The 25,832-nt window shown below is 51.8% G+C and carries 28 protein-coding genes; 23 read left to right on the top strand and 5 right to left on the bottom strand.

Translation table 11 applies throughout. The features are described 5' to 3' along the window. Position 1: 1 nt before the first annotated feature. The 3 genes from FEK42_RS18350 to rne all read right to left on the bottom strand — a co-directional run bounded on the left by FEK42_RS18350 (position 2) and on the right by rne (position 4,102). Positions 2-493, bottom strand: a complete 492-nt coding sequence (locus tag FEK42_RS18350; protein ID WP_135492207.1) for a GNAT family N-acetyltransferase — start codon at positions 491-493, stop codon at positions 2-4. Further along, positions 490-783 carry a DUF1778 domain-containing protein gene (locus FEK42_RS18345; protein ID WP_130205535.1) on the bottom strand — a complete coding sequence of 98 codons (294 nt, stop codon included), beginning with the start codon at positions 781-783 and terminating at the stop codon, positions 490-492. Before FEK42_RS18345 ends, FEK42_RS18350 begins: the two co-directional genes overlap by 4 nt. A 133-nt stretch (positions 784-916) precedes the next feature. Beyond that, positions 917-4,102 carry a ribonuclease E gene (gene rne / locus FEK42_RS18340; protein ID WP_135492209.1) on the bottom strand — a complete coding sequence of 1,062 codons (3,186 nt, stop codon included), beginning with the start codon at positions 4,100-4,102 and terminating at the stop codon, positions 917-919. A 572-nt stretch (positions 4,103-4,674) separates the two neighbouring features. Here rne and rluC point away from each other — a divergent pair. Continuing rightward, positions 4,675-5,634 carry a 23S rRNA pseudouridine(955/2504/2580) synthase RluC gene (gene rluC / locus FEK42_RS18335; protein ID WP_135492211.1) on the top strand — a complete coding sequence of 320 codons (960 nt, stop codon included), beginning with the start codon at positions 4,675-4,677 and terminating at the stop codon, positions 5,632-5,634. Between the two features lie 111 nt (positions 5,635-5,745). Here the strand turns inward: rluC and yceF are convergent, their stop codons facing one another. Continuing rightward, positions 5,746-6,330 carry a 7-methyl-GTP pyrophosphatase gene (yceF, locus tag FEK42_RS18330; RefSeq protein ID WP_064528833.1) on the bottom strand — a complete coding sequence of 195 codons (585 nt, stop codon included), beginning with the start codon at positions 6,328-6,330 and terminating at the stop codon, positions 5,746-5,748. 198 nt (positions 6,331-6,528) lie between these two features. On the opposite strand from yceF, the gene yceD reads away from it, so the two are divergent. The 14 genes from yceD to ptsG all read left to right on the top strand — a co-directional run bounded on the left by yceD (position 6,529) and on the right by ptsG (position 19,039). Continuing rightward, positions 6,529-7,050, top strand: coding sequence for a 23S rRNA accumulation protein YceD (gene yceD / locus FEK42_RS18325; protein WP_001174481.1), 522 nt, complete (start codon positions 6,529-6,531; stop codon positions 7,048-7,050). Between the two features lie 51 nt (positions 7,051-7,101). Next, complete coding sequence (gene rpmF, locus FEK42_RS18320) at positions 7,102-7,275, top strand: 50S ribosomal protein L32 (RefSeq protein ID WP_000290727.1); 174 nt, start codon at positions 7,102-7,104, stop codon at positions 7,273-7,275. A gap of 80 nt (positions 7,276-7,355) precedes the next feature. Beyond that, positions 7,356-8,426 (top strand): phosphate acyltransferase PlsX, encoded by a 1,071-nt coding sequence (gene plsX / locus FEK42_RS18315; RefSeq protein WP_074399521.1) that lies wholly within the window; start codon positions 7,356-7,358, stop codon positions 8,424-8,426. 67 nt (positions 8,427-8,493) lie between these two features. Continuing rightward, positions 8,494-9,447: a beta-ketoacyl-ACP synthase III gene (gene fabH / locus FEK42_RS18310; RefSeq protein WP_130205541.1), complete on the top strand. Its 954-nt coding sequence runs from the start codon at positions 8,494-8,496 to the stop codon at positions 9,445-9,447. Between the two features lie 15 nt (positions 9,448-9,462). Continuing rightward, complete coding sequence (fabD, locus tag FEK42_RS18305; RefSeq protein ID WP_135492212.1) at positions 9,463-10,392, top strand: ACP S-malonyltransferase; 930 nt, start codon at positions 9,463-9,465, stop codon at positions 10,390-10,392. 12 nt (positions 10,393-10,404) lie between these two features. Then, positions 10,405-11,139 carry a 3-oxoacyl-ACP reductase FabG gene (fabG, locus tag FEK42_RS18300; RefSeq protein ID WP_001008542.1) on the top strand — a complete coding sequence of 245 codons (735 nt, stop codon included), beginning with the start codon at positions 10,405-10,407 and terminating at the stop codon, positions 11,137-11,139. A gap of 210 nt (positions 11,140-11,349) precedes the next feature. After that, a complete protein-coding gene (gene acpP, locus FEK42_RS18295) occupies positions 11,350-11,586 on the top strand; it encodes an acyl carrier protein (protein WP_000103754.1) in 237 nt (78 codons plus the stop codon). An 89-nt stretch (positions 11,587-11,675) separates the two neighbouring features. After that, entirely contained in the window at positions 11,676-12,917 is a 1,242-nt protein-coding gene (gene fabF / locus FEK42_RS18290; protein ID WP_130205545.1) for a beta-ketoacyl-ACP synthase II, read from the top strand. 119 nt (positions 12,918-13,036) lie between these two features. Further along, entirely contained in the window at positions 13,037-13,846 is an 810-nt protein-coding gene (gene pabC, locus FEK42_RS18285) for an aminodeoxychorismate lyase (protein WP_135492214.1), read from the top strand. 2 nt (positions 13,847-13,848) lie between these two features. Beyond that, positions 13,849-14,871 (top strand): cell division protein YceG, encoded by a 1,023-nt coding sequence (yceG, locus tag FEK42_RS18280; protein WP_130205549.1) that lies wholly within the window; start codon positions 13,849-13,851, stop codon positions 14,869-14,871. Continuing rightward, positions 14,861-15,502 (top strand): dTMP kinase, encoded by a 642-nt coding sequence (gene tmk, locus FEK42_RS18275; protein ID WP_130205551.1) that lies wholly within the window; start codon positions 14,861-14,863, stop codon positions 15,500-15,502. The genes yceG and tmk overlap by 11 nt, the downstream gene beginning before the upstream one ends. Next, positions 15,499-16,503 (top strand): DNA polymerase III subunit delta', encoded by a 1,005-nt coding sequence (gene holB, locus FEK42_RS18270; protein ID WP_135492216.1) that lies wholly within the window; start codon positions 15,499-15,501, stop codon positions 16,501-16,503. The genes tmk and holB overlap by 4 nt, the downstream gene beginning before the upstream one ends. Positions 16,504-16,513: 10 nt before the next feature. After that, entirely contained in the window at positions 16,514-17,311 is a 798-nt protein-coding gene (locus FEK42_RS18265) for a metal-dependent hydrolase (protein ID WP_130205555.1), read from the top strand. A 294-nt stretch (positions 17,312-17,605) separates the two neighbouring features. Next, positions 17,606-19,039 carry a PTS glucose transporter subunit IIBC gene (ptsG, locus tag FEK42_RS18260; RefSeq protein ID WP_000475698.1) on the top strand — a complete coding sequence of 478 codons (1,434 nt, stop codon included), beginning with the start codon at positions 17,606-17,608 and terminating at the stop codon, positions 19,037-19,039. 74 nt (positions 19,040-19,113) lie between these two features. On the opposite strand, the gene FEK42_RS18255 is transcribed toward ptsG, so the two are convergent. Next, positions 19,114-19,368: a hypothetical protein gene (locus FEK42_RS18255; RefSeq protein WP_135492218.1), complete on the bottom strand. Its 255-nt coding sequence runs from the start codon at positions 19,366-19,368 to the stop codon at positions 19,114-19,116. Between the two features lie 168 nt (positions 19,369-19,536). On the opposite strand from FEK42_RS18255, the gene hinT reads away from it, so the two are divergent. The 8 genes from hinT (at position 19,537) to FEK42_RS18215 (ending at position 25,815) form a co-directional block, all read left to right on the top strand. Further along, on the top strand, positions 19,537-19,896 hold the full coding sequence (hinT, locus tag FEK42_RS18250) for a purine nucleoside phosphoramidase (protein WP_054445830.1): 360 nt from the start codon (positions 19,537-19,539) through the stop codon (positions 19,894-19,896). Positions 19,897-19,898: 2 nt separating this feature from the next. Further along, positions 19,899-20,276, top strand: a complete 378-nt coding sequence (locus FEK42_RS18245) for a YcfL family protein (RefSeq protein ID WP_130205557.1) — start codon at positions 19,899-19,901, stop codon at positions 20,274-20,276. Positions 20,277-20,289: 13 nt separating this feature from the next. After that, positions 20,290-20,931 (top strand): penicillin-binding protein activator LpoB, encoded by a 642-nt coding sequence (lpoB, locus tag FEK42_RS18240; protein WP_130205559.1) that lies wholly within the window; start codon positions 20,290-20,292, stop codon positions 20,929-20,931. Continuing rightward, entirely contained in the window at positions 20,912-21,736 is an 825-nt protein-coding gene (gene thiK / locus FEK42_RS18235) for a thiamine kinase (RefSeq protein WP_135409840.1), read from the top strand. Before lpoB ends, thiK begins: the two co-directional genes overlap by 20 nt. A 10-nt stretch (positions 21,737-21,746) precedes the next feature. After that, entirely contained in the window at positions 21,747-22,772 is a 1,026-nt protein-coding gene (gene nagZ / locus FEK42_RS18230; protein WP_130205563.1) for a beta-N-acetylhexosaminidase, read from the top strand. A gap of 22 nt (positions 22,773-22,794) precedes the next feature. After that, positions 22,795-23,337 (top strand): alpha/beta hydrolase YcfP, encoded by a 543-nt coding sequence (gene ycfP / locus FEK42_RS18225; protein ID WP_075331716.1) that lies wholly within the window; start codon positions 22,795-22,797, stop codon positions 23,335-23,337. 407 nt (positions 23,338-23,744) lie between these two features. Beyond that, entirely contained in the window at positions 23,745-25,049 is a 1,305-nt protein-coding gene (ndh, locus tag FEK42_RS18220) for an NADH-quinone dehydrogenase (protein WP_064528597.1), read from the top strand. 226 nt (positions 25,050-25,275) lie between these two features. Then, positions 25,276-25,815: a glycine zipper 2TM domain-containing protein gene (locus FEK42_RS18215; RefSeq protein ID WP_064528599.1), complete on the top strand. Its 540-nt coding sequence runs from the start codon at positions 25,276-25,278 to the stop codon at positions 25,813-25,815. Positions 25,816-25,832 lie beyond the last annotated feature (17 nt).

Raw genomic sequence — 25,832 nt, 5'->3', positions numbered from 1 at the left:
ATTACTGACATGCCTGCAAATCAGCCAATGTTGCCATCAGTATCATAGAATCGACAGGTGACGGCTCAAAACCCACTCGCAGATAAAACTCGCGGGCCTGGTCTGATAACGCATGGACCAACATTCCGCGAATACCAATGACTTCAGCTGCCTGTAGTACTCGTAGACCGGCATCTCTGACCATCGCGCGACCGATACCCTGACCCTGTAATGATTTATCTATTGCCAAACGACCAAGTACTACAACAGGGATCGGTTCTGGCATATTACGGCGAAATCGTCCTGTTGCGACATGCATTTCGACGGCGCTTGAGGCAAGCGAATAATAAGCCAAAACGTTGCTATGAGTATCACAGCCAACAAATGTACGTGATGCACCTGCAAGCTGATTTTTTAGGGCCCTCTGCTTTAGCCAGTTATCCATCGTTTCTACCCCCGAGCAAAAAGAGGTGAATTGATGCTTTGCCTGGAGTGGTTCGGGGGCCTGAATCATTTTTTCTGTTCCCACGGCGCGGGTGTTTGCATGGTTTTGCGTAATGCAGAATTGGGCGCGGGTGGCTGATCCAGCCGATTCAAAAATAGCTGATAATCATCAGAATCCATCCTGAAAATTCGCTGCTCAATGAGCGCCTCTTCAGCGGCGGCTCTGGCGGCCTCAAGGACAAATTCGGTGCGATTTTTTCCTCGGGCTTTAGCGGCCCGGTCGATAAGATCGCGTTCTGCGGGTTTTATGCGCAGATTTAAAGATTCGCGCCTGGCTGGAATGTTGTTGGCGGCTGGCATAAAAAAATCCTTCAGCTTTATATGGATAATAATTATACAACATATGTAACGCTAATGTCATTACAGCAAAGGCACTGCCCCTGAAATAAAAAGCCCCGGCGGTTGCCAGGGCTTGATCACTTTGAGTTAAGTTTTACTCAACAGGTTGCGGACGCGCAGGGCCAGCAGATGCATGATGTGTTGCTGCATGACCACCTGCCGCACCTTTACCTTCAAAGGCAAAGCTTGGGCGCTGCCAGTCACTGTGACGCGGTGCTTCCGGAACATATTCCGGTGCCGGAGCGCGTGTCATCGGCGCAGTGGCGTGGTTATGTTCAACGATTACCTCGGATACAACAGGAGCTACCGTTTCAACCTCTGCTGCGACTTCAGCGACGACCGGGGCGGCAGGTTGAGCGACAACTTCAGGTTCGGCAACCACAACCTCGGCAGTTTCGGCAACTTCTTCAATGTCTGCCGTCTCTTCCTGCGGTTCAACTACCGGTTCTGCGTGCTCTGCAACGTCCTGCGCTACGGCAACATCGGCCTCGGCAATCACCTGAGGCTGTTCTGTTACCGCTGCGGTAATCACTTCAGGATGCGTTGTTTCAACAACTTCTGGTTGCGGTTCTGCAACCTGAACAGGTGTTTCTACAACTTCAGCCACCTCTTCAACAACCGGCGCAGCAACAACCGGTTCGACAGAGGCAGCAACAGGGACTTCTGTCACCATCGGCTGCACCTGCACTTCTTCCTGTTCGCGTTGCTCCTCAACCTGTACATCTTGCGGACGTACAACCGGATAACGGATCCATACTTTGCCAGAGGCCAGTTCCGGAGATGCGCACGCTACGGTTAACGGCATCGGTGACTGGGACGGATAACGCTCGTCACGATAGCGACGACGACGCTGACCACTCACGCGCAGGTGACGAGGCGAACGGCGAGAACGACGCGGCATGCCACCGTTGTCACGGTTATCGGCGTTGTTCTCTTCTTGCTGTTCCGGCGCAGTTTGCGCTACGACTGGCAGCGGTACTTTCACCAGTTCAGTGCTCGGGGCTTGTGCTTCCTGAGTAACAGGCTCGGCAGCGACAGTTTCTTCAACCACCGGTGCGGCTACCACTTCTTCTGCAACGCTTTGTTCATAGCGCACTTTCTGATTCAGCTGACGTTGTTTACGACGCGGCTGAACCGGACGTACACGTTCTTCCTGTTCGGTTTCCTGAACAGATTGCTCTTCAACATTCAGCGCCTTCACTTCTTGTTGCGCCTGACGTTTATCATCGTTACGGCGGCGGCTACGCTCACGACGCGGCGCTTGCTGTTCGTCAGTGGTACGCGCTTTTTCCGTTACATCAGCCTGCTGACGGCTATCACGCGTCTCAGCCGTTTGCTGCTGCGCCTGGCGACGATTACGACGGTTTTCTTCGCGATTATCGCTACCCTCCGTACGTTCGCTACGCGTGTCGCGGCGTTCATTACGGTCACGGCGGTTGTTCTGACGAGGCTTACGGCGATCCTGTTGACGTTCCGGTTTCGCTTCCTCTTTTGGTGCAGGTTGCTCGACCGATTTGGTTTCTTCACCGCCACTGAACAGCGATTTCAGTACACTGAAAAGGCGGCTCAACAGACCCGGTTGTGCCGGAGCTGCAGGCGTTGCTGGTGCCGCTTTAGGTGCCGGGGCTGCTGCAGGCGCTACAGGTTCAGCCGGAGCTGGCGCTGGTGGCACATCTGGCATAGCAAAGGTTGCCAGTGCAGGTTGTTCAGGACGCTTACGTTCCGCGAACTCTTCTTCAGACGGCAACGCCATCGCTTCTTCATGCAGTTTCGGCAGCATGTAGCTTAAGGTCGGCGTTTCTTCCCCTTTACGCACGCGCAGCACGTGGTAGTGCGGAGTTTCCATCTGATCGTTTGGTACAATCACACAGCGCACGCCGTCCTGACGAGTTTCAATGGCATTTACCGCAGAACGTTTTTCGTTCAGCAGGTAAGAAGCGATTGGTACAGGAACAATGGCGTGAACTTCCTGAGTGTTCTCTTTCAGCGCTTCTTCTTCAATCAGACGCAAAATAGAGAGTGACAGGGATTCATTGTCACGCACGGTGCCAGTACCAGAACAACGCGGACAAACGTGATGACTGGATTCACCCAGCGACGGGCTCAGGCGCTGACGGGACATCTCCAGAAGGCCGAAGCGAGAAATATGGCTGATTTGAATACGAGCACGGTCCTGACGCACCGCTTCGCGCAGACGGTTTTCTACCGCACGCTGGTGGCGTACTGGCGTCATGTCGATGAAGTCGATAACAATCAGACCACCGAGGTCACGCAAACGCAGCTGACGAGCAATTTCATCAGCAGCTTCCAGGTTGGTGTTAAACGCAGTTTCTTCGATATCGCCGCCGCGAGTTGCACGTGCGGAGTTGATGTCGATGGCGGTTAACGCTTCGGTGCTGTCGATAACAATAGAGCCACCAGACGGCAGACGGACTTCACGCTGGAAGGCGGACTCAATCTGCGATTCAATCTGGTAGTGGCTGAACAGCGGAATTTCACCAGTGTACAGTTTGATTTTGCTACTGAAATCCGGGCGACCTAATGCAGCGATATGCTGACGTGCCAGTTCGAGCACTTTCGGATTATCGATAAGAATTTCGCCGATGTCCTGGCGCAAGTAATCGCGGAATGCGCGAACGATTACGTTGCTCTCCTGGTGAATCAGGAACGGAGCAGGGCGACTTTCAGCCGCTTTTTTGATGGCTTCCCAGTGCTTCAGACGGAAGCTTAAATCCCATTGCAGCGCCTCAGCAGATTTACCGACGCCTGCGGTGCGCACGATAAGCCCCATGCCTTCCGGCAGTTCCAGGCTTGCCAGTGCTTCTTTTAATTCGGTACGGTCGTCGCCTTCGATACGGCGAGAAATGCCACCCGCGCGCGGGTTGTTCGGCATCAGAACCAGATAGCTACCCGCCAGGCTGATAAAGGTAGTTAATGCCGCGCCTTTGTTGCCGCGCTCTTCTTTATCAATCTGAACAATAACTTCCTGGCCTTCACGCAACACATCTTTAATGTTGGGGCGACCATGAGCACTGTAGTTAGCTGGGAAATATTCGCGGGCAATTTCTTTTAGAGGGAGGAAACCGTGACGTTCAGCGCCGTAATCAACAAAAGCAGCTTCCAGACTCGGTTCAATGCGGGTGATTTTACCTTTGTAGATGTTAGCTTTTTTCTGCTCATGCCCCGGGCTTTCGATATCCAGGTCATACAGACGCTGCCCATCTACAAGGGCAACGCGCAACTCTTCCTGCTGAGTTGCGTTAATTAACATTCTTTTCATCGTAACTTACTCATTATTCTTACATTGACGACTAAGCTGCGGGCAAAGTAACGCCTTGCCGGGTGTGAACCGATGGCCTCGTGTCTAGTCGCGTCGCCAACCTCACGGTTATCGTCAGCTCAAAGAGGCGCAGAGTGTCGGTTGCCCGTTTTTCATGCGGAAAAACAGCGCAATTATCAGAGAAACAGACTGGGTATTACTCTCCAGAAATATTTCCATCTACCGGTAAGGACTGCAACCCGCAGCCCGCTAACTGCCTGAAAGATCAATACGTCTTACGCCATTGCTGCGTTGATGATCGGTCGGGCAAAATGGGTTATTCCGTAAAATTTCTTGTTTTAACAAGGTTGGACACGGAAACGTTCTCATTATTCCATTGCAAGCCTTGTTATAGCAAGATGACTTTTACCATTTATCACCCACTTACTCACAGTTTTTTCACTTCTTGCTGGCGATTGGTTTAATAACCACCAATTAGGTGATCACCCTGCGAAGTAATAAGGTGCAAAACTAAATATAAGCATAGAAAAATGAGTGGCGCGAATCCTGCTGGCTATTTAGAATCGCCCACCATGAAAACAGAGACTCCATCCGTAAAAATCGTTGCTATCACTGCTGACGAAGCAGGGCAACGTATCGATAATTTTTTGCGTACCCAACTGAAAGGCGTACCAAAAAGTATGATCTACCGTATTTTGCGTAAAGGTGAAGTACGGGTGAACAAAAAACGTATTAAACCTGAATATAAACTCGAAGCTGGCGACGAAGTGCGTATTCCGCCAGTTCGCGTTGCCGAACGGGAAGAAGATGCGGTGTCGCCACATCTGCAAAAAGTGGCGGCGCTGGCGGATGTCATCTTATATGAAGATGATCATATTCTGGTGCTGAATAAACCGTCCGGCACGGCGGTACATGGCGGCAGTGGTTTAAGTTTCGGCGTTATTGAAGGTTTGCGGGCGTTGCGCCCTGAAGCGCGGTTCCTCGAATTGGTGCATCGACTCGACAGGGACACTTCAGGCGTGCTGCTGGTGGCGAAAAAACGCTCGGCGTTACGTTCGCTGCATGAGCAGTTACGTGAAAAAGGCATGCAGAAAGATTACCTGGCGCTGGTGCGTGGTCAGTGGCAGTCACACGTGAAGAGTGTACAAGCGCCGTTGCTGAAGAATATTTTGCAAAGCGGTGAGCGTATTGTACGTGTGAGCCAGGAAGGTAAACCATCCGAAACGCGTTTTAAAGTGGAGGAACGCTATGCGTTTGCCACTCTGGTGCGTTGTAGCCCGGTTACCGGACGTACTCATCAGATCCGTGTGCATACTCAGTATGCCGGTCATCCTATAGCGTTTGACGATCGTTACGGCGACCGTGAATTCGATAAACAACTGACTGAAGCGGGAACGGGGTTAACTCGCTTGTTCCTGCATGCGGCGGCGCTGAAGTTTACCCATCCGGGGACCGGTGAGGTGATGCGTATCGAAGCGCCAATGGATGATGGTTTGAAGCGTTGTTTGCAGAAACTGCGTAACACGCGTTAATGCGAGCATATAAACCTGCTAGTAGACGGTTGGCCTGATAAGGCGTTTACGCCGCATCAGGCAGTCAGCACCAATTGCCGGATGCGGCGTAAACGCGTCCGGCCCATAAAATTATCCCATCAGCGGGTTTTGCCCTTCCCGGCGCAACATCTGACAGAGCGCGATAAGCGGCAAACCAACCAGCGTGTTAGGGTCACGCCCCTCTAAGCGCTCAAACAGCGTAATACCAAACCCTTCACTCTTAAAGCTGCCTGCGCAGTGCAGGGGATGCTCTTTACGCACGTAATTATCAATCTCCGCCTCGCTCAGGTGACGGAAATGGACGTCAAAAGGTTCAACTTCTGTTTGCAGATGCCCATTCGCCGAATTAAACAGCGCAAGCCCGGTATAGAAGGTGACAATATTGCCACTGGCTTTACGTAATTGCAGACGTGCATTTTCTTCCGTTAACGGTTTGCCAGTGATTTCACCGTCCAGTACACACACTTGATCAGAACCAATAATTAAATGATCCGGATAACGTGACGCCAGGGATTGTGCTTTTTCCTGCGCCAGTCGAAGCACCAACTGGCGCGGTGATTCATCGCTGCGCGGAGTTTCGTCGACCTCCGGCGCGGCACATTCGAAAGAGATTTGCAGTTTTTCCAGTAGGACGCGGCGCCAGGGCGATGTGGAGGCTAAAATAAGTTTAGGCATATTTTTTTCCATCAGATATAGCGTATTGATGATAGCCATTTTAAACTATGCGCTTCGTTTTGCAGGTTGATGTTCGTGGTCAGCACTGAACGAAAATAAAGCAGTAACCCGCAATGTGTGCGAATTATTGGCAAAAGGCAACCACAGGCTGCCTTTTTCTTTGACTCTATGACGTTACAAAGTTAATATGCGCGCCCTATGCAAAAGGTAAAATTACCCCTGACTCTCGATCCGGTTCGTACGGCTCAAAAACGCCTTGATTACCAGGGTATTTATACTCCTGATCAGGTTGAGCGCGTCGCCGAATCTGTGGTCAGTGTGGACAGTGATGTGGAATGCTCCATGTCGTTCGCTATCGATAACCAACGTCTCGCAGTGTTAAACGGCGATGCGAAGGTGACGGTAACGCTCGAGTGTCAGCGTTGCGGGAAGCCGTTTACTCATCAGGTCTACACAACGTATTGTTTTAGTCCTGTGCGTTCAGACGAACAGGCTGAAGCACTGCCGGAAGCGTATGAACCGATTGAGGTTAACGAATTCGGTGAAATCGATCTGCTTGCAATGGTTGAAGATGAAATCATCCTCGCCTTGCCGGTAGTTCCGGTGCATGATTCTGAACACTGTGAAGTGTCCGAAGCGGACATGGTCTTTGGTGAACTGCCTGAAGAAGCGCAAAAGCCAAACCCATTTGCCGTATTAGCCAGCTTAAAGCGTAAGTAATTGGTGCTCCCCGTTGGATCGGGGATAAACCGTAATTGAGGAGTAAGGTCCATGGCCGTACAACAGAATAAACCAACCCGTTCCAAACGTGGCATGCGTCGTTCCCATGACGCGCTGACCGCAGTCACCAGCCTGTCTGTAGACAAAACTTCTGGTGAAAAACACCTGCGTCACCACATCACTGCCGACGGTTACTACCGCGGCCGCAAGGTCATCGCTAAGTAATCACGCGTCTGCGTGATGAAGCTTAGTGAGGATTTTCCCCAGGCAACTGGGGAAAGACCAAACCGGGCGGCGACGATACCTTGACACGTCTAACCCTGGCGTTAGATGTCATGGGAGGGGATTTCGGTCCTTCCGTGACAGTGCCTGCAGCTTTGCAGGCACTGAATTCTAATTCGCAACTCACTCTTCTTTTAGTCGGTAATCCCGACGCCATCACGCCATTACTTGCTAAAGCTGACTTTGAACAACGTTCGCGTCTGCAGATTATCCCTGCGCAGTCAGTTATCGCCAGTGATGCCCGGCCTTCGCAAGCTATTCGCGCCAGTCGTGGTAGCTCAATGCGCGTGGCGCTGGAGTTGGTTAAAGAAGGTAGAGCACAAGCCTGCGTCAGCGCTGGTAATACCGGAGCGTTGATGGGACTGGCAAAATTATTACTCAAGCCCCTTGAGGGGATTGAGCGTCCGGCGTTGGTGACGGTGCTGCCGCATCAACAAAAGGGCAAAACGGTGGTCCTTGATTTAGGGGCCAACGTCGATTGTGATAGCACAATGTTGGTGCAATTCGCCATTATGGGCTCTGTTTTGGCTGAAGAGGTGGTGGAAATTCCCAATCCTCGCGTGGCGTTGCTCAATATTGGTGAAGAAGAAGTGAAGGGTCTTGACAGCATTCAGGATGCCTCAGCTGTGCTGAAAACAATCCCTTCTATCAATTACATCGGCTATCTTGAAGCCAATGAGTTATTAACTGGCAAGACAGATGTGCTGGTCTGTGACGGCTTTACAGGAAATGTCACATTAAAGACGATGGAAGGTGTTGTCAGGATGTTCCTTTCTCTGCTGAAATCTCAGGGTGAAGGAAAAAAACGGTCGTGGTGGCTACTGTTATTAAAGCGTTGGCTACAAAAGAGCCTGACGAGGCGATTCAGTCACCTCAACCCCGACCAGTATAACGGCGCCTGTCTGTTAGGATTGCGCGGCACGGTGATAAAAAGTCATGGTGCGGCCAATCAGCGAGCTTTTGCGGTCGCGATTGAACAGGCAGTGCAGGCGGTGCAGCGACAAGTTCCTCAGCGAATTGCCGCTCGCCTGAAATCTGTATACCCAGCTGGTTTTGAGCTGCTGGACGATGGCAAAAGCGGAACTCTGCGGTAGCAGGGCGCTGCCAGCGAACTCGCAGTTTGCAAGTGACGGTATATAACCGAAAAGTGACTGAGCGTACATGTATACGAAGATTATTGGTACAGGCAGCTATCTGCCCGAACAAGTGCGGACAAACGCCGATCTGGAAAAAATGGTGGATACTTCTGACGAGTGGATTGTTACTCGTACCGGTATTCGCGAACGCCATATTGCTGCGCCAAACGAAACCGTTTCAACCATGGGTTTTGAAGCGGCAACGCGTGCAATTGAAATGGCAGGCATCGATAAAGACCAGATTGGCCTGATTGTTGTGGCAACGACTTCTGCCACCCACGCCTTCCCGAGCGCAGCATGTCAGATCCAAAGCATGCTGGGCATCAAAGGCTGCCCGGCGTTTGACGTTGCCGCAGCCTGCGCAGGTTTCACCTATGCATTGAGCGTGGCCGATCAATACGTGAAATCTGGCGCGGTGAAGTATGCTCTGGTCGTCGGTTCCGATGTACTGGCGCGCACCTGCGATCCCACCGATCGCGGGACCATTATCATTTTTGGCGATGGCGCGGGCGCTGCGGTGTTGGCTGCCTCTGAAGAGCCGGGAATCATATCTACCCATCTGCATGCCGACGGTAGTTATGGTGAATTGCTGACGCTGCCAAACGCCGACCGCGTGAATCCAGAGAATTCAATTCATCTGACCATGGCGGGCAACGAAGTCTTCAAGGTTGCGGTAACGGAGCTGGCGCACATCGTTGATGAGACGCTGGAAGCAAATAATCTTGACCGTTCCCAACTGGACTGGCTGGTTCCACATCAGGCGAACCTGCGTATTATCAGCGCAACGGCGAAAAAACTCGGCATGTCAATGGACAATGTCGTCGTGACGTTGGACCGCCATGGTAATACCTCTGCCGCTTCTGTACCGTGCGCGCTGGATGAAGCCGTACGCGACGGGCGTATTAAGCCGGGGCAGTTGGTTCTGCTTGAAGCCTTTGGCGGTGGATTCACCTGGGGCTCCGCGCTGGTTCGTTTCTAGGATAAGGATTTAAACATGACGCAATTTGCATTTGTGTTCCCTGGTCAGGGTTCTCAAACCGTTGGCATGCTGGCTGATATGGCGGCGAGCTATCCAATTGTCGAAGAAACCTTTGCTGAAGCTTCTGCGGCGCTGGGCTATGACCTGTGGGCGCTGACCCAGCAGGGGCCAGCCGAAGAACTGAATAAAACCTGGCAAACTCAGCCAGCACTGTTAACTGCCTCTGTTGCACTGTACCGTGTATGGCAGCAGCAGGGCGGTAAAGCACCGGCGATGATGGCCGGTCACAGCTTGGGTGAATACTCCGCGCTGGTTTGCGCTGGTGTGATTGATTTTGCTGATGCGGTGCGTCTGGTTGAGATGCGCGGCAAGTTTATGCAGGAAGCTGTGCCGGAAGGGACTGGCGCAATGGCGGCAATCATCGGTCTGGATGATGCGTCTATTGCGAAAGCTTGTGAAGATGCAGCAGAAGGTCAGGTCGTTTCTCCGGTAAACTTCAACTCTCCGGGCCAGGTGGTTATCGCCGGTCACAAAGAAGCGGTTGAACGCGCTGGCGCTGCCTGTAAAGCTGCGGGCGCAAAACGTGCGCTGCCGTTGCCGGTGAGCGTACCTTCTCATTGTACGCTGATGAAACCCGCTGCCGACAAACTGGCGGTTGAATTAGCGAAAATCACCTTTAACGCGCCGACCGTTCCGGTTGTGAATAACGTTGATGTCAAGTGCGAAACCGATGGCGATGCCATTCGTGATGCACTGGTACGTCAGCTGTATAACCCTGTTCAGTGGACGAAATCCGTTGAATATATGGCAGCGCAAGGCGTTGAGCATCTTTATGAAGTGGGACCGGGCAAAGTGCTTACTGGCCTGACGAAACGTATTGTCGACACCCTGACCGCCTCGGCGCTGAACGAACCTTCAGCGATGGCAGCGGCGCTCGAGCTTTAAAAGAGGAACAACATGAATTTTGAAGGAAAAATCGCACTGGTAACCGGTGCTAGCCGCGGGATTGGCCGTGCAATCGCTGAAACGCTCGCGGCTCGTGGCGCGAAAGTTATCGGTACTGCGACCAGTGAAAGCGGCGCTCAGGCGATCAGTGATTATTTAGGCGCCAACGGTAAAGGTCTGATGTTGAATGTGACCGACCCGGCATCTATCGAATCTGTTCTGGAAAAAATTCGCGCAGAATTTGGTGAAGTCGATATCCTGGTCAATAATGCCGGTATCACTCGTGATAACCTGTTAATGCGAATGAAAGATGATGAGTGGAACGATATTATCGAAACCAACCTTTCATCTGTTTTCCGTCTGTCAAAAGCGGTAATGCGCGCTATGATGAAAAAGCGTCATGGTCGTATTATCACTATCGGTTCTGTGGTTGGTACCATGGGAAATGGCGGTCAGGCCAACTACGCTGCGGCGAAAGCGGGTTTGATCGGCTTCAGTAAATCACTGGCGCGCGAAGTTGCGTCACGCGGTATTACTGTAAACGTTGTTGCTCCGGGCTTTATTGAAACGGACATGACACGTGCGCTGAGCGATGACCAGCGTGCGGGTATCCTGGCGCAGGTTCCTGCGGGTCGCCTCGGCGGCGCACAGGAAATCGCCAACGCGGTTGCATTCCTGGCATCCGACGAAGCAGCTTACATCACGGGTGAAACTTTGCATGTGAACGGCGGGATGTACATGGTCTGACCGCGATTTGCACAAAATGCTCATGTTGCGCGCAGTCTGCGTGGTTATGAGTAATAATAAGTGCAAAATGATTTGCGTTGTTGGGGGGTATGGCCTCAAAATAACGTAAAATCGTGGTAAGACCTGCCGGGATTTAGTTGCAAATTTTTCAACATTTTATACACTACGAAAACCATCGCGAAAGCGAGTTTTGATAGGAAATTTAAGAGTATGAGCACTATCGAAGAACGCGTTAAGAAAATTATCGGCGAACAGCTGGGCGTTAAGCAGGAAGAAGTTACCAACAATGCTTCTTTCGTTGAAGACCTGGGCGCGGATTCTCTTGACACCGTTGAGCTGGTAATGGCTCTGGAAGAAGAGTTTGATACTGAGATTCCGGACGAAGAAGCTGAGAAAATCACCACCGTTCAGGCTGCCATTGATTACATCAACGGCCACCAGGCGTAAGTGAACATCTCCAGGCGGTCGTTCGACCGCCTGAGTTTTTTCTTTTTTGTCCCACTAGAATCATTTTTTTCCCTCCCTGGAGGACAAACGTGTCTAAGCGTCGTGTAGTTGTGACCGGACTGGGCATGTTGTCTCCTGTCGGCAATACCGTAGAGTCTACCTGGAAAGCTCTGCTTGCCGGTCAGAGTGGCATCAGCCTAATCGACCATTTCGATACTAGCGCCTATGCAACGAAATTTGCTGGCTTAGTAAAGGATTTTAACTGTGAGGACATTATCTCGCGCAAAGAACAGCGCAAGATGGATGCCTTCATTCAATATGGAATTGTCGCTGGCGTTCAGGCCATGCAGGATTCTGGCCTTGAAATAACGGAAGAGAACGCAACCCGCATTGGTGCCGCAATTGGCTCCGGGATTGGCGGCCTCGGACTGATCGAAGAAAACCACACATCTCTGATGAACGGTGGTCCGCGTAAGATCAGCCCATTCTTCGTTCCGTCAACGATTGTGAACATGGTGGCAGGTCACCTGACTATCATGTATGGCCTGCGTGGCCCAAGCATCTCTATCGCGACCGCCTGTACTTCTGGCGTGCACAACATCGGTCAAGCTGCGCGTATTATCGCGTATGGCGATGCTGACGTGATGGTTGCAGGTGGCGCAGAGAAAGCCAGTACGCCGCTGGGCGTTGGTGGTTTTGGCGCAGCACGTGCATTATCTACCCGCAATGATAACCCGCAAGCGGCTAGCCGTCCGTGGGATAAAGAGCGTGATGGTTTCGTACTGGGCGATGGCGCCGGTATGCTGGTACTTGAAGAGTACGAACACGCGAAAAAACGCGGTGCGAAAATTTACGCTGAACTCGTCGGCTTTGGTATGAGCAGCGATGCCTACCATATGACGTCGCCGCCGGAAAACGGCGCAGGTGCAGCTCTGGCGATGGCAAATGCTCTGCGTGACGCAGGAATTGAGCCTGGCCAGATTGGCTACGTGAACGCGCACGGTACTTCTACGCCAGCTGGCGATAAAGCTGAAGCGCAGGCCGTGAAAACTATCTTCGGTGAAGCTGCAAGCCGTGTGCTGGTAAGCTCCACGAAATCCATGACCGGTCACCTGTTAGGTGCAGCAGGTGCAGTAGAGTCCATCTACTCCATCCTGGCGCTGCGCGATCAGGCTGTTCCGCCGACCATCAACCTGGATAACCCGGATGAAGGTTGCGATCTGGATTTTGTGCCGCATGAAGCGCGTCAGGTCAGCGGAATGGAATACACTCTGTGTAACTCCTTCGGCTTTGGTGGCACCAATGGTTCTTTGATCTTCAAAAAGATCTAAGTCGCCATTTCCCACCTACATAAAAGGTCCGCTTGCGGGCCTTTTTTCTTAGATTTTATTCAGACTTGTTCCGCAGTGAACATGCTGCCACACTTACAATCCTATTATAAGGAGCCGGTATGTTCTTAATTAACGGTCATAAACAGGATTCGCTGGCAGCAAACGATCGGGCCATACAGTTTGGCGATGGCTGTTTCACGACAGCCAGAATTATCGACGGTAAAGTCAGCTTATTATCCGCGCACATGACGCGACTACAGGAAGCCTGTCAGCGATTAATGATCGTTTGTGACTTCTGGACGCAGCTTGAGCACGAGATGGCGACTCTGGCGGCAGAGCAGCAAAATGGCGTGCTGAAAGTGGTGATCAGTCGTGGCAGTGGTGGGCGAGGTTACAGTACGTTAAACAGCGGACCGGCAACGCGCATGCTCTCAGTTATGGCTTACCCAACGCATTACGACCGCTTACGCAAAGAGGGAATGCTGCTGGCACTAAGCCCGGTACGCCTGGGACGCAATCCTCATCTTGCGGGAATTAAACATCTTAATCGTCTTGAGCAAGTGTTGATTCGCTCTCATCTTGAGCAGACAAACGCCGACGAGGCGCTGGTTCTTGACAGTGAAGGGTGGGTTACGGAATGCTGTGCAGCTAATTTGTTCTGGCGTAAAGGCAACGTGGTCTACACGCCGCGTCTGGATCAGGCTGGAGTTAACGGTATTATGCGACAATTCTGTATCCGTTTACTGGCACAATCCTCCTATCAGATTGCCGAAGTGCAAGCCTCGTTGGAAGACGTGATGCAGGCAGATGAAGTGATGGTTTGTAATGCGCTGATGCCAGTTATGCCTGTACGTGCCTGTGATGATGTCTTCTTTGCGTCAACAACGCTATATGAATATTTAGCCCCACTTTGTGAGCACCCGAATTAGTCATGAAAAAAGTGTTTTTGATTATCCTGTTATTGCTGATGGTACTGGGTATCGCCGCTGGTGTGGGCGTCTGGAAGGTTCACCATCTTGCCGACAGCAAATTACTTATTAAAGAAGAGACGATATTCACCCTGAAACCTGGAACCGGAAGAATGGCTCTCGGTGAACAATTGTATGCCGATAAAATCATCAATCGCCCCCGCGTCTTTCAGTGGTTGCTGCGTATTGAGCCGGACCTTTCCCATTTCAAAGCCGGGACTTATCGCTTTACGCCGCAGATGACCGTGCGCGAAATGCTGCAATTGCTGAAAAGCGGGAAAGAAGCGCAGTTTCCGCTACGCCTGGTAGAAGGGATGCGTCTGAGCGACTACCTCAAACAATTGCGTGAGGCACCCTATATCACGCACACGTTAAGCGACGATAAATACGCTACCGTGGCGCAGGCCCTGGAACTTGAAAATCCAGAGTGGATTGAAGGCTGGTTTTGGCCAGACACCTGGATGTATACCGCTAATACCACTGATGTCGCGTTACTCAAACGAGCGCACAAGAAAATGGTGAAAGCGGTCGATAGCGCCTGGGATGGACGAGCGGATGGTCTGCCGTATAAAGATAAAAACCAGTTGGTAACGATGGCGTCGATAATCGAAAAAGAAACCGCCGTTGCCAGTGAGCGCGATCAGGTTGCCTCAGTATTTATCAACCGTTTACGTATCGGCATGCGCCTGCAAACCGACCCGACGGTGATTTACGGGATGGGAGAGCGTTATAATGGCAAACTTTCTCGTGCAGATCTGGAAACGCCGACAGCGTATAACACCTACACCATTACTGGTCTGCCGCCAGGCGCGATTGCTACGCCGGGGGCGGATTCGCTGAAGGCTGCTGCGCATCCGGCGAAAACGCCGTATCTCTATTTTGTGGCCGATGGTAAAGGCGGTCACACGTTTAATACCAATCTTGCCAGTCATAACAAGTCTGTGCAGGATTACCTGAAAGTGCTTAAGGAAAAAAATGCGCAGTAAGTATATCGTCATTGAAGGGCTGGAAGGCGCAGGCAAAACCACCGCGCGAAACGTGGTGGTTGAGACGCTTGAGCAACTGGGGATCCGCGACATGGTTTTCACTCGAGAACCCGGCGGTACGCAGCTGGCGGAAAAATTAAGAAGCCTGGTGCTGGATATCAAATCGGTAGGCGATGAAGTCATTACCGATAAAGCCGAAGTACTGATGTTTTATGCCGCGCGCGTTCAGCTGGTGGAAACTGTCATCAAACCGGCGCTGGCGAAAGGCACCTGGGTGATTGGCGATCGGCACGATCTTTCCACTCAGGCGTATCAGGGCGGCGGTCGTGGGATTGACCAGCATATGCTGGCAACGCTGCGTGATGCTGTTCTGGGGGATTTTCGCCCTGACTTGACGCTTTATCTTGATGTGACCCCAGAAGTGGGGCTAAAACGCGCCCGTGCGCGTGGCGAACTGGATCGCATTGAGCAAGAGTCATTCGATTTCTTTAATCGTACTCGCGCTCGCTATCTTGAACTGGCGGCACAGGATAAAAGCATTTACACCATAGATGCCACTCAGCCACTGGAATCAGTAATGGAGGCGATTCGCACCACCGTGACTCACTGGGTTAAGGAACATAACGCATGAGATGGTATCCGTGGTTAAGACCCGATTTCGAGAAACTGGTAGCCAGCTATCAGGCCGGAAGGGGTCACCATGCGCTACTCATTCAGGCGTTACCTGGCATGGGCGATGACGCCTTAATCTACGCTTTAAGCCGTTACCTCCTGTGCCAACAACCAGAGGGGCATAAAAGCTGCGGCCACTGTCGTGGATGTCAGTTGATGCAGGCGGGAACGCATCCCGACTATTACACCCTTGCTCCCGAAAAAGGGAAGAACGCGCTGGGCATTGATGCGGTGCGTGAAGTCACCGAAAAACTGAATGAGCACGCGCGTTTAGGCGGTGCTAAGGTTGTCTGGATAACCGATGCCGCCTTGCTGACCGATGCTGCGGCGAACGCTTTGCTAAAAACACTGGAAGAGCCGCCGGCAGAAACCTGGTTTTTCCTTGCTACCCGGGAGCTTGAACGTTTACTGGCGACATTACGTAGTCGTTGTCGGCTACATTACCTCGCACCACCGCCAGAACAGTACACCGTGACCTGGCTTTCACGTGAAGTGACAATGTCACAGGACGCGTTACTTGCCGCACTGCGCTTAAGCGCCGGTTCGCCAGGAGCGGCGTTGGCGTTGTTTCAGGGAGATACCTGGCAGGCCCGCGAAACACTTTGCCAGGCGTTGGCTCACAGTGTGCAATCTGGCGACTGGTATTCCCTGTTGCCGACACTTAATCATGAACAAGCTCCGGCGCGTCTGCACTGGCTGGCAACCCTGATGATGGACGCGCTCAAGCGCAAGTATGGCGCTTCGCAGGTTACCAATGTTGATGTGCCGGGCGTTGTTGCTGCGCTGGCAAACCAGCTTTCTCCCGCGCGCCTGCAGGCTATACTGGGGGATGTTTGTCACACTCGTGAGCAGTTAATTTCTGTCACTGGCGTAAACCGCGAGCTTCTCATCACCGATCTTTTACTGCGTATTGAGCATTACCTGCAACCGGGCGTTGTGCTACCGGTTCCTCATCTTTAAGAGAGACATCATGTTTTTAGTCGACTCACACTGCCATCTCGATGGTCTGGATTATGAATCTTTGCATAAGGACGTGGATGACGTTCTGGCGAAAGCCGCTGCGCGCGATGTGAAATTTTGTCTGGCGGTCGCCACGACATTACCGGGTTATCTGCATATGCGGGATCTGGTAGGCGAACGAGACAATGTCGTATTTTCTTGCGGCGTGCATCCGCTCAACCAGAACGATCCCTATGATGTGGAAGATTTGCGCCGCCTGGCGGCGGAAGAGGGCGTTGTTGCTCTCGGGGAAACCGGGCTGGATTATTATTACACGCCGGAAACTAAAGTGCGTCAGCAAGAGTCTTTCATCCACCATATCCAGATTGGTCGTGAACTGAACAAGCCGGTTATTGTCCATACGCGTGACGCCCGCGCCGATACGCTGGCAATTCTGCGCGAAGAAAAGGTGACGGATTGCGGTGGCGTACTACACTGTTTTACAGAGGACAGAGAAACGGCAGGCAAATTACTGGATCTTGGATTTTACATCTCCTTCTCCGGCATTGTGACTTTCCGTAATGCAGAACAACTACGTGATGCCGCGCGTTATGTGCCGCTCGACCGGTTACTGGTCGAAACTGACGCGCCTTATCTGGCACCTGTGCCGCATCGAGGAAAAGAGAATCAACCTGCAATGGTTCGTGATGTTGCTGAATACATGGCTGTGTTGAAAGGTGTTGCCGTTGAAGAGCTGGCGCAGGTAACCACCGATAACTTCGCCCGCCTGTTTCACATCGACGCTTCCCGCCTTCAATCCATCCGTTAAATGAATTTATTTTAAGGCTCGTAATTAATTACTAAAACGAGTAAAGTTCACCGCCGCAAATTGGGCGGTGAATAACCATGTTTGATGCATTATGGCATTTATTTTGTCAATATGTGCAACTTCGCTAAAGGTCCGAAGTTGAAACGTGATAGCCGTCAAACAAATCGATAATGAATTATTTTACTCTGTGTAATAAATAAAGGGCGCTTAGACGCCCTGTACACGGCAAGGTTCTCCCCCCCTTGCCACGCGTGAGAACGTTAAAAGCACCCATACTCAGGAGCACTCTCAATTATGTTTAAGAATGCATTTGCTAACCTGCAAAAGGTCGGTAAATCGCTGATGCTGCCGGTATCCGTACTGCCTATCGCAGGTATTCTGCTGGGCGTCGGTTCCGCGAACTTCAGCTGGCTGCCCGCCGTTGTATCGCATGTTATGGCAGAAGCGGGCGGTTCCGTCTTTGCAAACATGCCACTGATTTTTGCAATTGGTGTCGCCCTCGGCTTTACCAATAACGATGGCGTATCCGCGCTGGCCGCAGTTGTTGCCTATGGCATCATGGTAAAAACCATGGCCGTGGTTGCGCCGCTGGTACTGCATTTACCTGCTGAAGAAATTGCCGCTAAACACCTGGCGGATACGGGCGTACTCGGGGGGATCATCTCCGGTGCGATCGCAGCGTACATGTTTAACCGTTTCTACCGTATTAAGCTGCCTGAGTATCTTGGCTTCTTTGCCGGTAAACGCTTTGTGCCGATCATTTCTGGCCTGGCTGCCATCTTTACTGGCGTTGTGCTGTCCTTTATTTGGCCGCCAATTGGTTCCGCCATTCAGACCTTCTCCCAGTGGGCTGCTTACCAGAACCCGGTAGTTGCGTTTGGTATCTACGGCTTCATCGAACGCTGCCTGGTACCGTTTGGTCTGCACCACATCTGGAACGTACCTTTCCAGATGCAGATTGGTGAATACACCAACGCCGCAGGTCAGGTATTCCACGGTGACATTCCGCGTTATATGGCGGGTGACCCGACTGCGGGTAAACTGTCTGGCGGCTTCCTGTTCAAAATGTACGGTCTGCCGGCTGCCGCGATTGCTATCTGGCACTCTGCTAAACCAGAAAACCGCGCTAAAGTGGGCGGTATCATGATCTCCGCGGCGTTGACCTCGTTCCTGACCGGTATTACCGAGCCAATCGAGTTCTCCTTCATGTTCGTTGCGCCGATCCTGTACATCATCCACGCGATTCTGGCAGGTCTGGCATTCCCGATCTGTATCCTGCTGGGTATGCGCGATGGTACATCGTTCTCGCACGGTCTGATCGACTTCATCGTCCTGTCTGGTAACAGCAGCAAGCTGTGGCTGTTCCCGATTGTCGGTATCGGTTATGCGATTGTTTACTACACCATCTTCCGCGTGCTGATTAAAGCTCTGGATCTGAAAACCCCGGGCCGTGAAGACGCAACTGAAGATGCGAAAGCTACCGGCACCAGCGAAATGGCACCGGCTCTGGTTGCTGCATTTGGTGGTAAAGAAAACATCACTAACCTTGACGCATGTATTACCCGTCTGCGTGTTAGCGTCGCTGATGTGTCCAAAGTGGATCAGGCTGGCCTGAAGAAACTGGGCGCAGCGGGCGTAGTGGTTGCTGGTTCCGGTGTTCAGGCGATTTTCGGTACGAAATCCGATAACCTGAAAACCGAAATGGATGAGTACATCCGCAACAATTAATCCGTAAGACGTTGGGGAGACTGAGGCAGCCGAATGGCTGCCTTTTTTACAGCCGCTAATCAGACCGGTCATCATTAAATTGCGTGTTGCGCCGGGACGATAGTTCCTTTCACGTTGATATCGTAGGTTTTGTCGAGCAGATTATTTCCAGCAATGAGACGTTTGGGGTTGCCTGATAACAGGCGAACAGTTCCACCTGCGCATAGCAATTTTGCCCGGCAGTGGAAGGAAACTGTCAAAGCAATGCTGGTGGTAGCAGGAAGGGCCTTGTCGCCGATATCCCTGTTATTATCTAAACCAAAGAGAAAAGGTGTTTTCGGCCCATTCATAGGCAAAAATGGGAATAATGGCGATGTATACGGCAGTAAAACGATTTTTTGCTTATAAATCGTGGCTTAAGGTTGAAAGAGCAGGTTTAACTCGACCATACTCTATACTCGCAGTGTAGCGCGGCGTAGCATGGCGCAACGCATGGCAATTTGAAAAAGGAAAATGTCGTGGCAGAAGAAACTATTTTCAGCAAAATTATTCGTCGTGAGATCCCCTCCGATATCGTCTACCAGGATGAGCTGGTAACGGCGTTTCGCGATATTTCGCCGCAAGCGCCAACGCATATTCTGATCATTCCAAATATCCTTATCCCTACCGTGAACGACGTGTCTGCCGAGCATGAGCAGGCGTTGGGGCGTATGATCACCGTAGCGGCAAAAATCGCAGAGCAAGAAGGCATTGCCGAAGACGGCTATCGTTTGATCATGAATACCAACCGTCATGGCGGACAAGAGGTCTATCACATTCATATGCACCTGCTGGGTGGCCGTCCGTTGGGACCAATGCTGGCGCATAAAGGCCTGTAACGATGAGAAAAGGATGCTTTGGACTGGCGTCTTTGGCGTTGCTATTGCTGGTCGGTTGTCGTTCACATCCGGAAATCCCGGTGAATGATGAACAGTCACTGGTGATGGAGTCATCTTTGCTGGCAGCGGGCATTAGCGCAGAAAAGCCCGTTCTTTCAACGTCTGATATTCAGCCTTCAGCATCCTCGACGCTTTATAACGAAAGGCAAGAACCCGTTACCGTTCATTATCGTTTTTACTGGTATGACGCCAGGGGGCTTGAGATGCACCCTCTGGAAACGCCGCGCAGCGTCACCATTCCCGCACGTTCAGCGGTGACTCTGTACGGCAGCGCCAATTTTCTTGGAGCGCACAAAGTCAGACTTTATCTTTATTTGTAAGGGGTGAATCTTGATGACAAAAATGAGTCGCTACGCTTTAATCACCGCGCTGGCGATGTTTCTTGCCGGGTGTGTGGGGCCACGTGAACCCGCACCGGTAGAAGAGGTAAAACCTGCGCCGGAGCAACCGGCTGAGCCGCAACAGCCAGTACCCACAGTGCCATCAGTGCCGACGATCCCGGAGCAGCCAGGGCCAATTGAGCACGAAGACCAAACCGCACCGCCTGCGCCGCATATTCGTCATTATGACTGGAATGGCGCAATGCAGCCGATGGTCGGTAAGATGCTTGGGGCCGATGGCGTGACCGCAGGCAGCGTCTTGCTGGTTGATAGCGTCAATAACCGCACCAATGGTTCTTTGAATACCGGGGAAGCGACAGAAACGCTGCGCAATGCACTGGCTAATAACGGTAAATTTACCCTCGTTTCCGCCCAGCAGCTTTCGATGGCCAAGCAGCAGTTAGGTTTGTCGCCGCAGGATAGCTTAGGCACTCGTAGTAAAGCCATTGGTATTGCTCGCAACGTGGGGGCTCATTACGTGCTGTACTCCAGCGCCTCTGGCAACGTTAACGCTCCGACCCTGCAAATGCAGTTGATGCTGGTGCAGACGGGCGAAATTATCTGGTCAGGTAAAGGTGCCGTTCAGCAACAATAATCCCATCACGCGCGACGAGTTATTGTCGCGCTATTTCCCGCAGTATCACCCCGTCGCGACGTTTAACAGTGGACTTAGCGGCGGGAGTTTTCTCATTGAACATCAGGATCAGCGTTTTGTTGTGCGTCAGACTCACGATCCTGATGCGCCGCAGTCCGTGTTTCTGCGCCAGTACCGGGCGTTATCAAGATTACCGGCATACCTTGCACCGAAGCCACGTCTCTATCTCCGTGGCTGGATGGCGGTCGACTATTTGCCCGGCGAGGTAAAAACGCAATTGCCGGATACCGACGAACTGGCAGGCTTGCTGTATTATCTGCATCAACAACCGCGTTTTGGCTGGCGAATAACCCTGCTGCCGTTACTGGAACGGTACTGGCAGCGAAGCGATCCGGCGCGGCGAACAGCGGGATGGTTGCGACTGTTAAAACGTCTGCGTAAAGCGCGCGAACCACAACCGTTACGATTAAGTCCGTTGCATATGGATGTTCATGCAGGGAACTTAGTCTATACCTCGTCAGGGCTAAAACTCATCGACTGGGAGTATGCCGGTGATGGCGATATCGCTCTGGAACTGGCGGCGGTGTGGGTGGAAAATAGTGAGCAGCACCGGCAATTAGTTAATGACTATGCCGTGCGGGCGAATATTAATCCGGCGCATTTGTGGCATCAGGTCAGACGCTGGTTTCCCTGGTTACTGATGCTGAAAGCAGGGTGGTTTGAGTACCGCTGGCAACAAACCGGCGATCAACAATTTATCAGGCTGGCCAATGACACCTGGCGGCAGCTATCAATAAAACAATAAGGAGAGCAGTGTGGGTCCAGTAATGTTGGATGTTGAAGGTTATGAACTGGACGCGGAAGAGCGCGAAATACTTGCGCATCCGCTGGTGGGAGGGCTGATTCTCTTTACACGTAACTATCATGATCCAGCACAGTTGCGCGAACTGGTACGCCAGATCCGCGCAGCTTCACGCAATCACCTGGTGGTGGCGGTGGATCAGGAAGGTGGACGTGTGCAGCGTTTTCGTGACGGTTTTACCCGCTTACCGGCAGCGCAATCATTCGCTGCGCTGTTAGGAATGGAAGAGGGGGGCAAACTGGCGCAAGAGGCAGGTTGGCTGATGGCCAGCGAAATGATCGCTATGGATATTGATATCAGCTTTGCGCCAGTGCTGGACGTAGGACATATCAGCGCGGCGATTGGTGAACGTTCTTATCATGCCGACCCAGAAAAAGCCCTGGCAATCGCCAGTCGGTTTATTGATGGGATGCATGAAGCCGGAATGAAAACCACCGGTAAACATTTTCCTGGTCACGGTGCCGTAACTGCAGATTCACACAAAGAGACGCCGTGCGACCCACGCCCGCAAGCGGAAATTCGTGCCAAAGATATGTCGGTTTTCAGTACGTTAATTTGCGAAAATAAACTCGATGCCATTATGCCCGCGCATGTGATCTACAGCGATGTTGATCCGCGTCCGGCGAGCGGTTCTCCCCACTGGCTGAAAACTGTTTTACGTCAGGAGCTGGGGTTTGACGGCGTGATTTTCTCTGACGATTTATCGATGGAAGGTGCCGCGATTATGGGCAGTTATGCCGAGCGTGGACAGGCATCACTGGATGCAGGTTGCGATATGATCCTGGTCTGCAATAATCGTAAAGGGGCCGTCAGCGTGTTAGATAATCTGTCACCGATCAAGGCAGAACGTGTTACACGTTTGTATCATAAAGGTTCATTTTCGCGACAGGAACTGATGGACTCGGCTCGCTGGAAAGAGATCAGCGCCCGTCTGAATCAGTTACATGAACGCTGGCAGGAAGAGAAGGCAGGTCATTAACCCTGGCTTATGTGAGGAAGCGATGATTATCTATTTGCACGGTTTTGACTCTAACAGTCCGGGTAACCACGAGAAAGTCTTACAATTGCAGTTTATTGACCCGGATGTACGGCTAATAAGCTACAGTACGCGGCATCCGAAACATGATATGCAGCATTTGCTCAAAGAAGTGGACAAAATGCTGCAACTGAACGTCGACGAGCGCCCGCTCATTTGTGGTGTTGGTCTGGGCGGTTATTGGGCAGAGCGGATTGGTTTTCTCTGTGATATTCGCCAGGTGATCTTCAATCCCAATTTGTTCCCTTATGAGAACATGGAAGGGAAGATTGATCGCCCGGAAGAGTATGCCGATATTGCCACCAAGTGTGTGACCAACTTCCGTGAGAAGAATCGCGATCGTTGCCTGGTGATTTTGTCGCGTCACGATGAAGCGCTTAACAGTCAGCGGACATCTGAAGAGTTGCATCATTATTACGAGATTGTCTGGGACGAAGAGCAGACACACAAATTCAAAAATATCTCTCCGCATTTGCAGCGCATTAAAGCATTCAAAACCCTCGGTTAATTGGCATCGTCGCATCAGGTAACCTTGTCGGTACCTGATGCGGCCCCGGATTCTGTAGGTCGGATAAGGCGTTCACGCCGCATCCGACACTGGCAATGTGCCTGATGCGACGCCGTTCGCATCTTATCAGGCCTACCAAACGCCCTCCATACACGCCTCACTCTATATAACCCTTCCGAATTAGCTCGAATAATAAACAATAAACTCTGTTTTTTGATCTCAACAGGTAAAAATGCCTATCTTTTCAGCAACAAAACTTGATTAACATCAATTTTGGTATGACCAATGCACCATTCATGTTATTCTCAATAGCGAAGAACATTTTCATTGCTGTAACCTGTTGTTAATTAAGAGCTATGTTAATAACCATTAGTTAACAATTGGTTAATAAATTTAAGGGGGTCACGTTGACTACGCCATTGAAAAAAATTGTGATTGTCGGCGGCGGTGCTGGTGGGCTGGAAATGGCAACACAGCTTGGAGATAAGCTGGGGCGCAAGAAAAAAGCCAAAATTACGTTGGTCGATCGTAACCACAGCCACCTGTGGAAACCGTTGCTGCACGAAGTGGCGACCGGATCGCTCGATGAAGGCGTTGATGCGCTGAGCTATCTGGCCCATGCGCGTAATCATGGTTTCCAGTTTCAGCTGGGATCTGTGGTTGATATCGATCGTGAAGCGAAAACAATCACCATTGCTGAACTGCGCGACGAAAAAGGTGAATTGTTAGTTCCAGAGCGGAAAATTGCTTACGACACGCTGGTGATGGCGCTGGGTAGCACCTCTAACGATTTCAACACGCCGGGCGTAAAAGAGAACTGCATTTTCCTTGATAACCCGCATCAGGCACGTCGTTTCCATCAGGAGATGCTGAATCTGTTCCTGAAGTTTTCTGCTAACCTGGGCGCCAATGGCAAAGTGAATATTGCGATTGTTGGCGGCGGCGCGACCGGCGTAGAGCTCTCTGCCGAATTGCACAATGCCGTGAAACAGCTGCACAGTTACGGTTACAAAGGGCTGACCAACGAAGCCCTGAACGTTACTCTGGTGGAAGCGGGAGAGCGAATTTTGCCAGCGTTACCGCCGCGTATCTCTGCTGCGGCTCACAATGAGTTAACGAAACTGGGCGTTCGCGTGCTGACGCAAACTATGGTTACCAGTGCCGATGAAGGCGGTTTGCACACTAAAGATGGTGAATATATTCAGGCCGACCTGATGGTGTGGGCTGCCGGGATAAAAGCACCTGATTTCCTGAAAGATATTGGTGGTCTTGAAACCAACCGTATCAACCAACTGGTGGTGGAACCGACGCTGCAAACCACGCGCGATCCAGACATTTACGCTATTGGCGACTGTGCGTCATGCCCGCGTCCGGAAGGGGGCTTTGTACCGCCGCGCGCTCAGGCCGCACATCAGATGGCGACCTGCGCAATGAACAATATTCTGGCGCAGATGAACGGTAAACCGCTGAAAAATTATCAGTATAAGGATCACGGTTCGCTGGTATCGCTGTCCAACTTCTCCACCGTCGGTAGCCTGATGGGTAACCTGACGCGCGGTTCAATGATGATTGAAGGACGAATTGCGCGCTTTGTGTACATCTCTCTATACCGAATGCATCAGATTGCGCTGCATGGCTACTTTAAAACCGGATTAATGATGCTGGTGGGCAGTATCAACCGCGTTATCCGTCCGCGTTTGAAGTTGCATTAATCGGCGTACACCGGCGGATGTGGCGTAAACGCCTCATCCGCCCTGGACAAATGGTACGAGCGGTAGGCCTGATAAGACGCGTTAAGCGTCGCATCAGGCATTCCTTCAGACTCCTCCGAATCCTTAAGTATTTCCAGCTATTCCCACGCTTTTCATCTTCTGTCTGATAGCTGCTTTTCCCCTTCGCTTGCATGATTGTCATAACTGCAAAGAAGGAGGTGTTCCCGTGAATAAATCAATGTTGGCGGGTATCGGGATTGGTGTAGCGGCTGCGCTTGGCGTAGCGGCAGTGGCCAGTCTGAACGTGTTTGAACGTGGCCCGCAATACGCTCAGGTTGTTTCTGCAACCCCAATCAAGGAAACGGTTAAAACACCGCGCCAGGAGTGCCGCAATGTCACGGTGACCCATCGCCGACCGGTACAGGATGAAAACCGCATTGCTGGTTCGGTCCTCGGGGCCGTCGCTGGCGGGGTGATAGGGCATCAGTTTGGTGGTGGTCGCGGTAAAGATGTCGCCACTGTTGTGGGGGCGCTGGGCGGTGGATATGCCGGTAACCAGATCCAGGGCTCTCTCCAGGAAAGCGATACTTACACTACCACGCAGCAGCGTTGTAAAACGGTGTATGACAAGTCAGAAAAAATGCTCGGTTATGATGTGACCTATAAGATTGGCGATCAGCAGGGCAAAATTCGGATGAACAGCGATCCGGGTACGCAAATCCCATTAGATAACAATGGGCAACTGGTTCTGAATAACAAAGTATAACAAGGCTGTACTCTGCA

The sequence above is a fragment of the Escherichia sp. E2748 genome, from assembly GCF_005781125.1.
In the GTDB taxonomy this organism is placed as follows: domain Bacteria; phylum Pseudomonadota; class Gammaproteobacteria; order Enterobacterales; family Enterobacteriaceae; genus Escherichia.
The sequence above is the reverse complement of the archived record's forward strand: the minus strand, read 5'-3'. Positions and strand labels throughout refer to the sequence as shown.

Coding starts and splice junctions, on each gene's coding strand:
- FEK42_RS18255 (WP_135492218.1), bottom strand. CDS start 19,368: ATGAATGGGCCGAAAACACCTTTTCTCTTTGGTTTAGATAATAACAGG.
- fabH (WP_130205541.1), top strand. CDS start 8,494: ATGTATACGAAGATTATTGGTACAGGCAGCTATCTGCCCGAACAAGTG.
- FEK42_RS18345 (WP_130205535.1), bottom strand. CDS start 783: ATGCCAGCCGCCAACAACATTCCAGCCAGGCGCGAATCTTTAAATCTG.
- FEK42_RS18245 (WP_130205557.1), top strand. CDS start 19,899: ATGAGAAAAGGATGCTTTGGACTGGCGTCTTTGGCGTTGCTATTGCTG.
- FEK42_RS18350 (WP_135492207.1), bottom strand. CDS start 493: ATGATTCAGGCCCCCGAACCACTCCAGGCAAAGCATCAATTCACCTCT.
- lpoB (WP_130205559.1), top strand. CDS start 20,290: ATGACAAAAATGAGTCGCTACGCTTTAATCACCGCGCTGGCGATGTTT.
- yceD (WP_001174481.1), top strand. CDS start 6,529: ATGCAAAAGGTAAAATTACCCCTGACTCTCGATCCGGTTCGTACGGCT.
- holB (WP_135492216.1), top strand. CDS start 15,499: ATGAGATGGTATCCGTGGTTAAGACCCGATTTCGAGAAACTGGTAGCC.
- yceG (WP_130205549.1), top strand. CDS start 13,849: ATGAAAAAAGTGTTTTTGATTATCCTGTTATTGCTGATGGTACTGGGT.
- rluC (WP_135492211.1), top strand. CDS start 4,675: ATGAAAACAGAGACTCCATCCGTAAAAATCGTTGCTATCACTGCTGAC.
- fabD (WP_135492212.1), top strand. CDS start 9,463: ATGACGCAATTTGCATTTGTGTTCCCTGGTCAGGGTTCTCAAACCGTT.
- tmk (WP_130205551.1), top strand. CDS start 14,861: ATGCGCAGTAAGTATATCGTCATTGAAGGGCTGGAAGGCGCAGGCAAA.
- rne (WP_135492209.1), bottom strand. CDS start 4,102: ATGAAAAGAATGTTAATTAACGCAACTCAGCAGGAAGAGTTGCGCGTT.
- yceF (WP_064528833.1), bottom strand. CDS start 6,330: ATGCCTAAACTTATTTTAGCCTCCACATCGCCCTGGCGCCGCGTCCTA.
- pabC (WP_135492214.1), top strand. CDS start 13,037: ATGTTCTTAATTAACGGTCATAAACAGGATTCGCTGGCAGCAAACGAT.
- acpP (WP_000103754.1), top strand. CDS start 11,350: ATGAGCACTATCGAAGAACGCGTTAAGAAAATTATCGGCGAACAGCTG.
- rpmF (WP_000290727.1), top strand. CDS start 7,102: ATGGCCGTACAACAGAATAAACCAACCCGTTCCAAACGTGGCATGCGT.
- fabG (WP_001008542.1), top strand. CDS start 10,405: ATGAATTTTGAAGGAAAAATCGCACTGGTAACCGGTGCTAGCCGCGGG.
- ptsG (WP_000475698.1), top strand. CDS start 17,606: ATGTTTAAGAATGCATTTGCTAACCTGCAAAAGGTCGGTAAATCGCTG.
- ycfP (WP_075331716.1), top strand. CDS start 22,795: ATGATTATCTATTTGCACGGTTTTGACTCTAACAGTCCGGGTAACCAC.
- FEK42_RS18265 (WP_130205555.1), top strand. CDS start 16,514: ATGTTTTTAGTCGACTCACACTGCCATCTCGATGGTCTGGATTATGAA.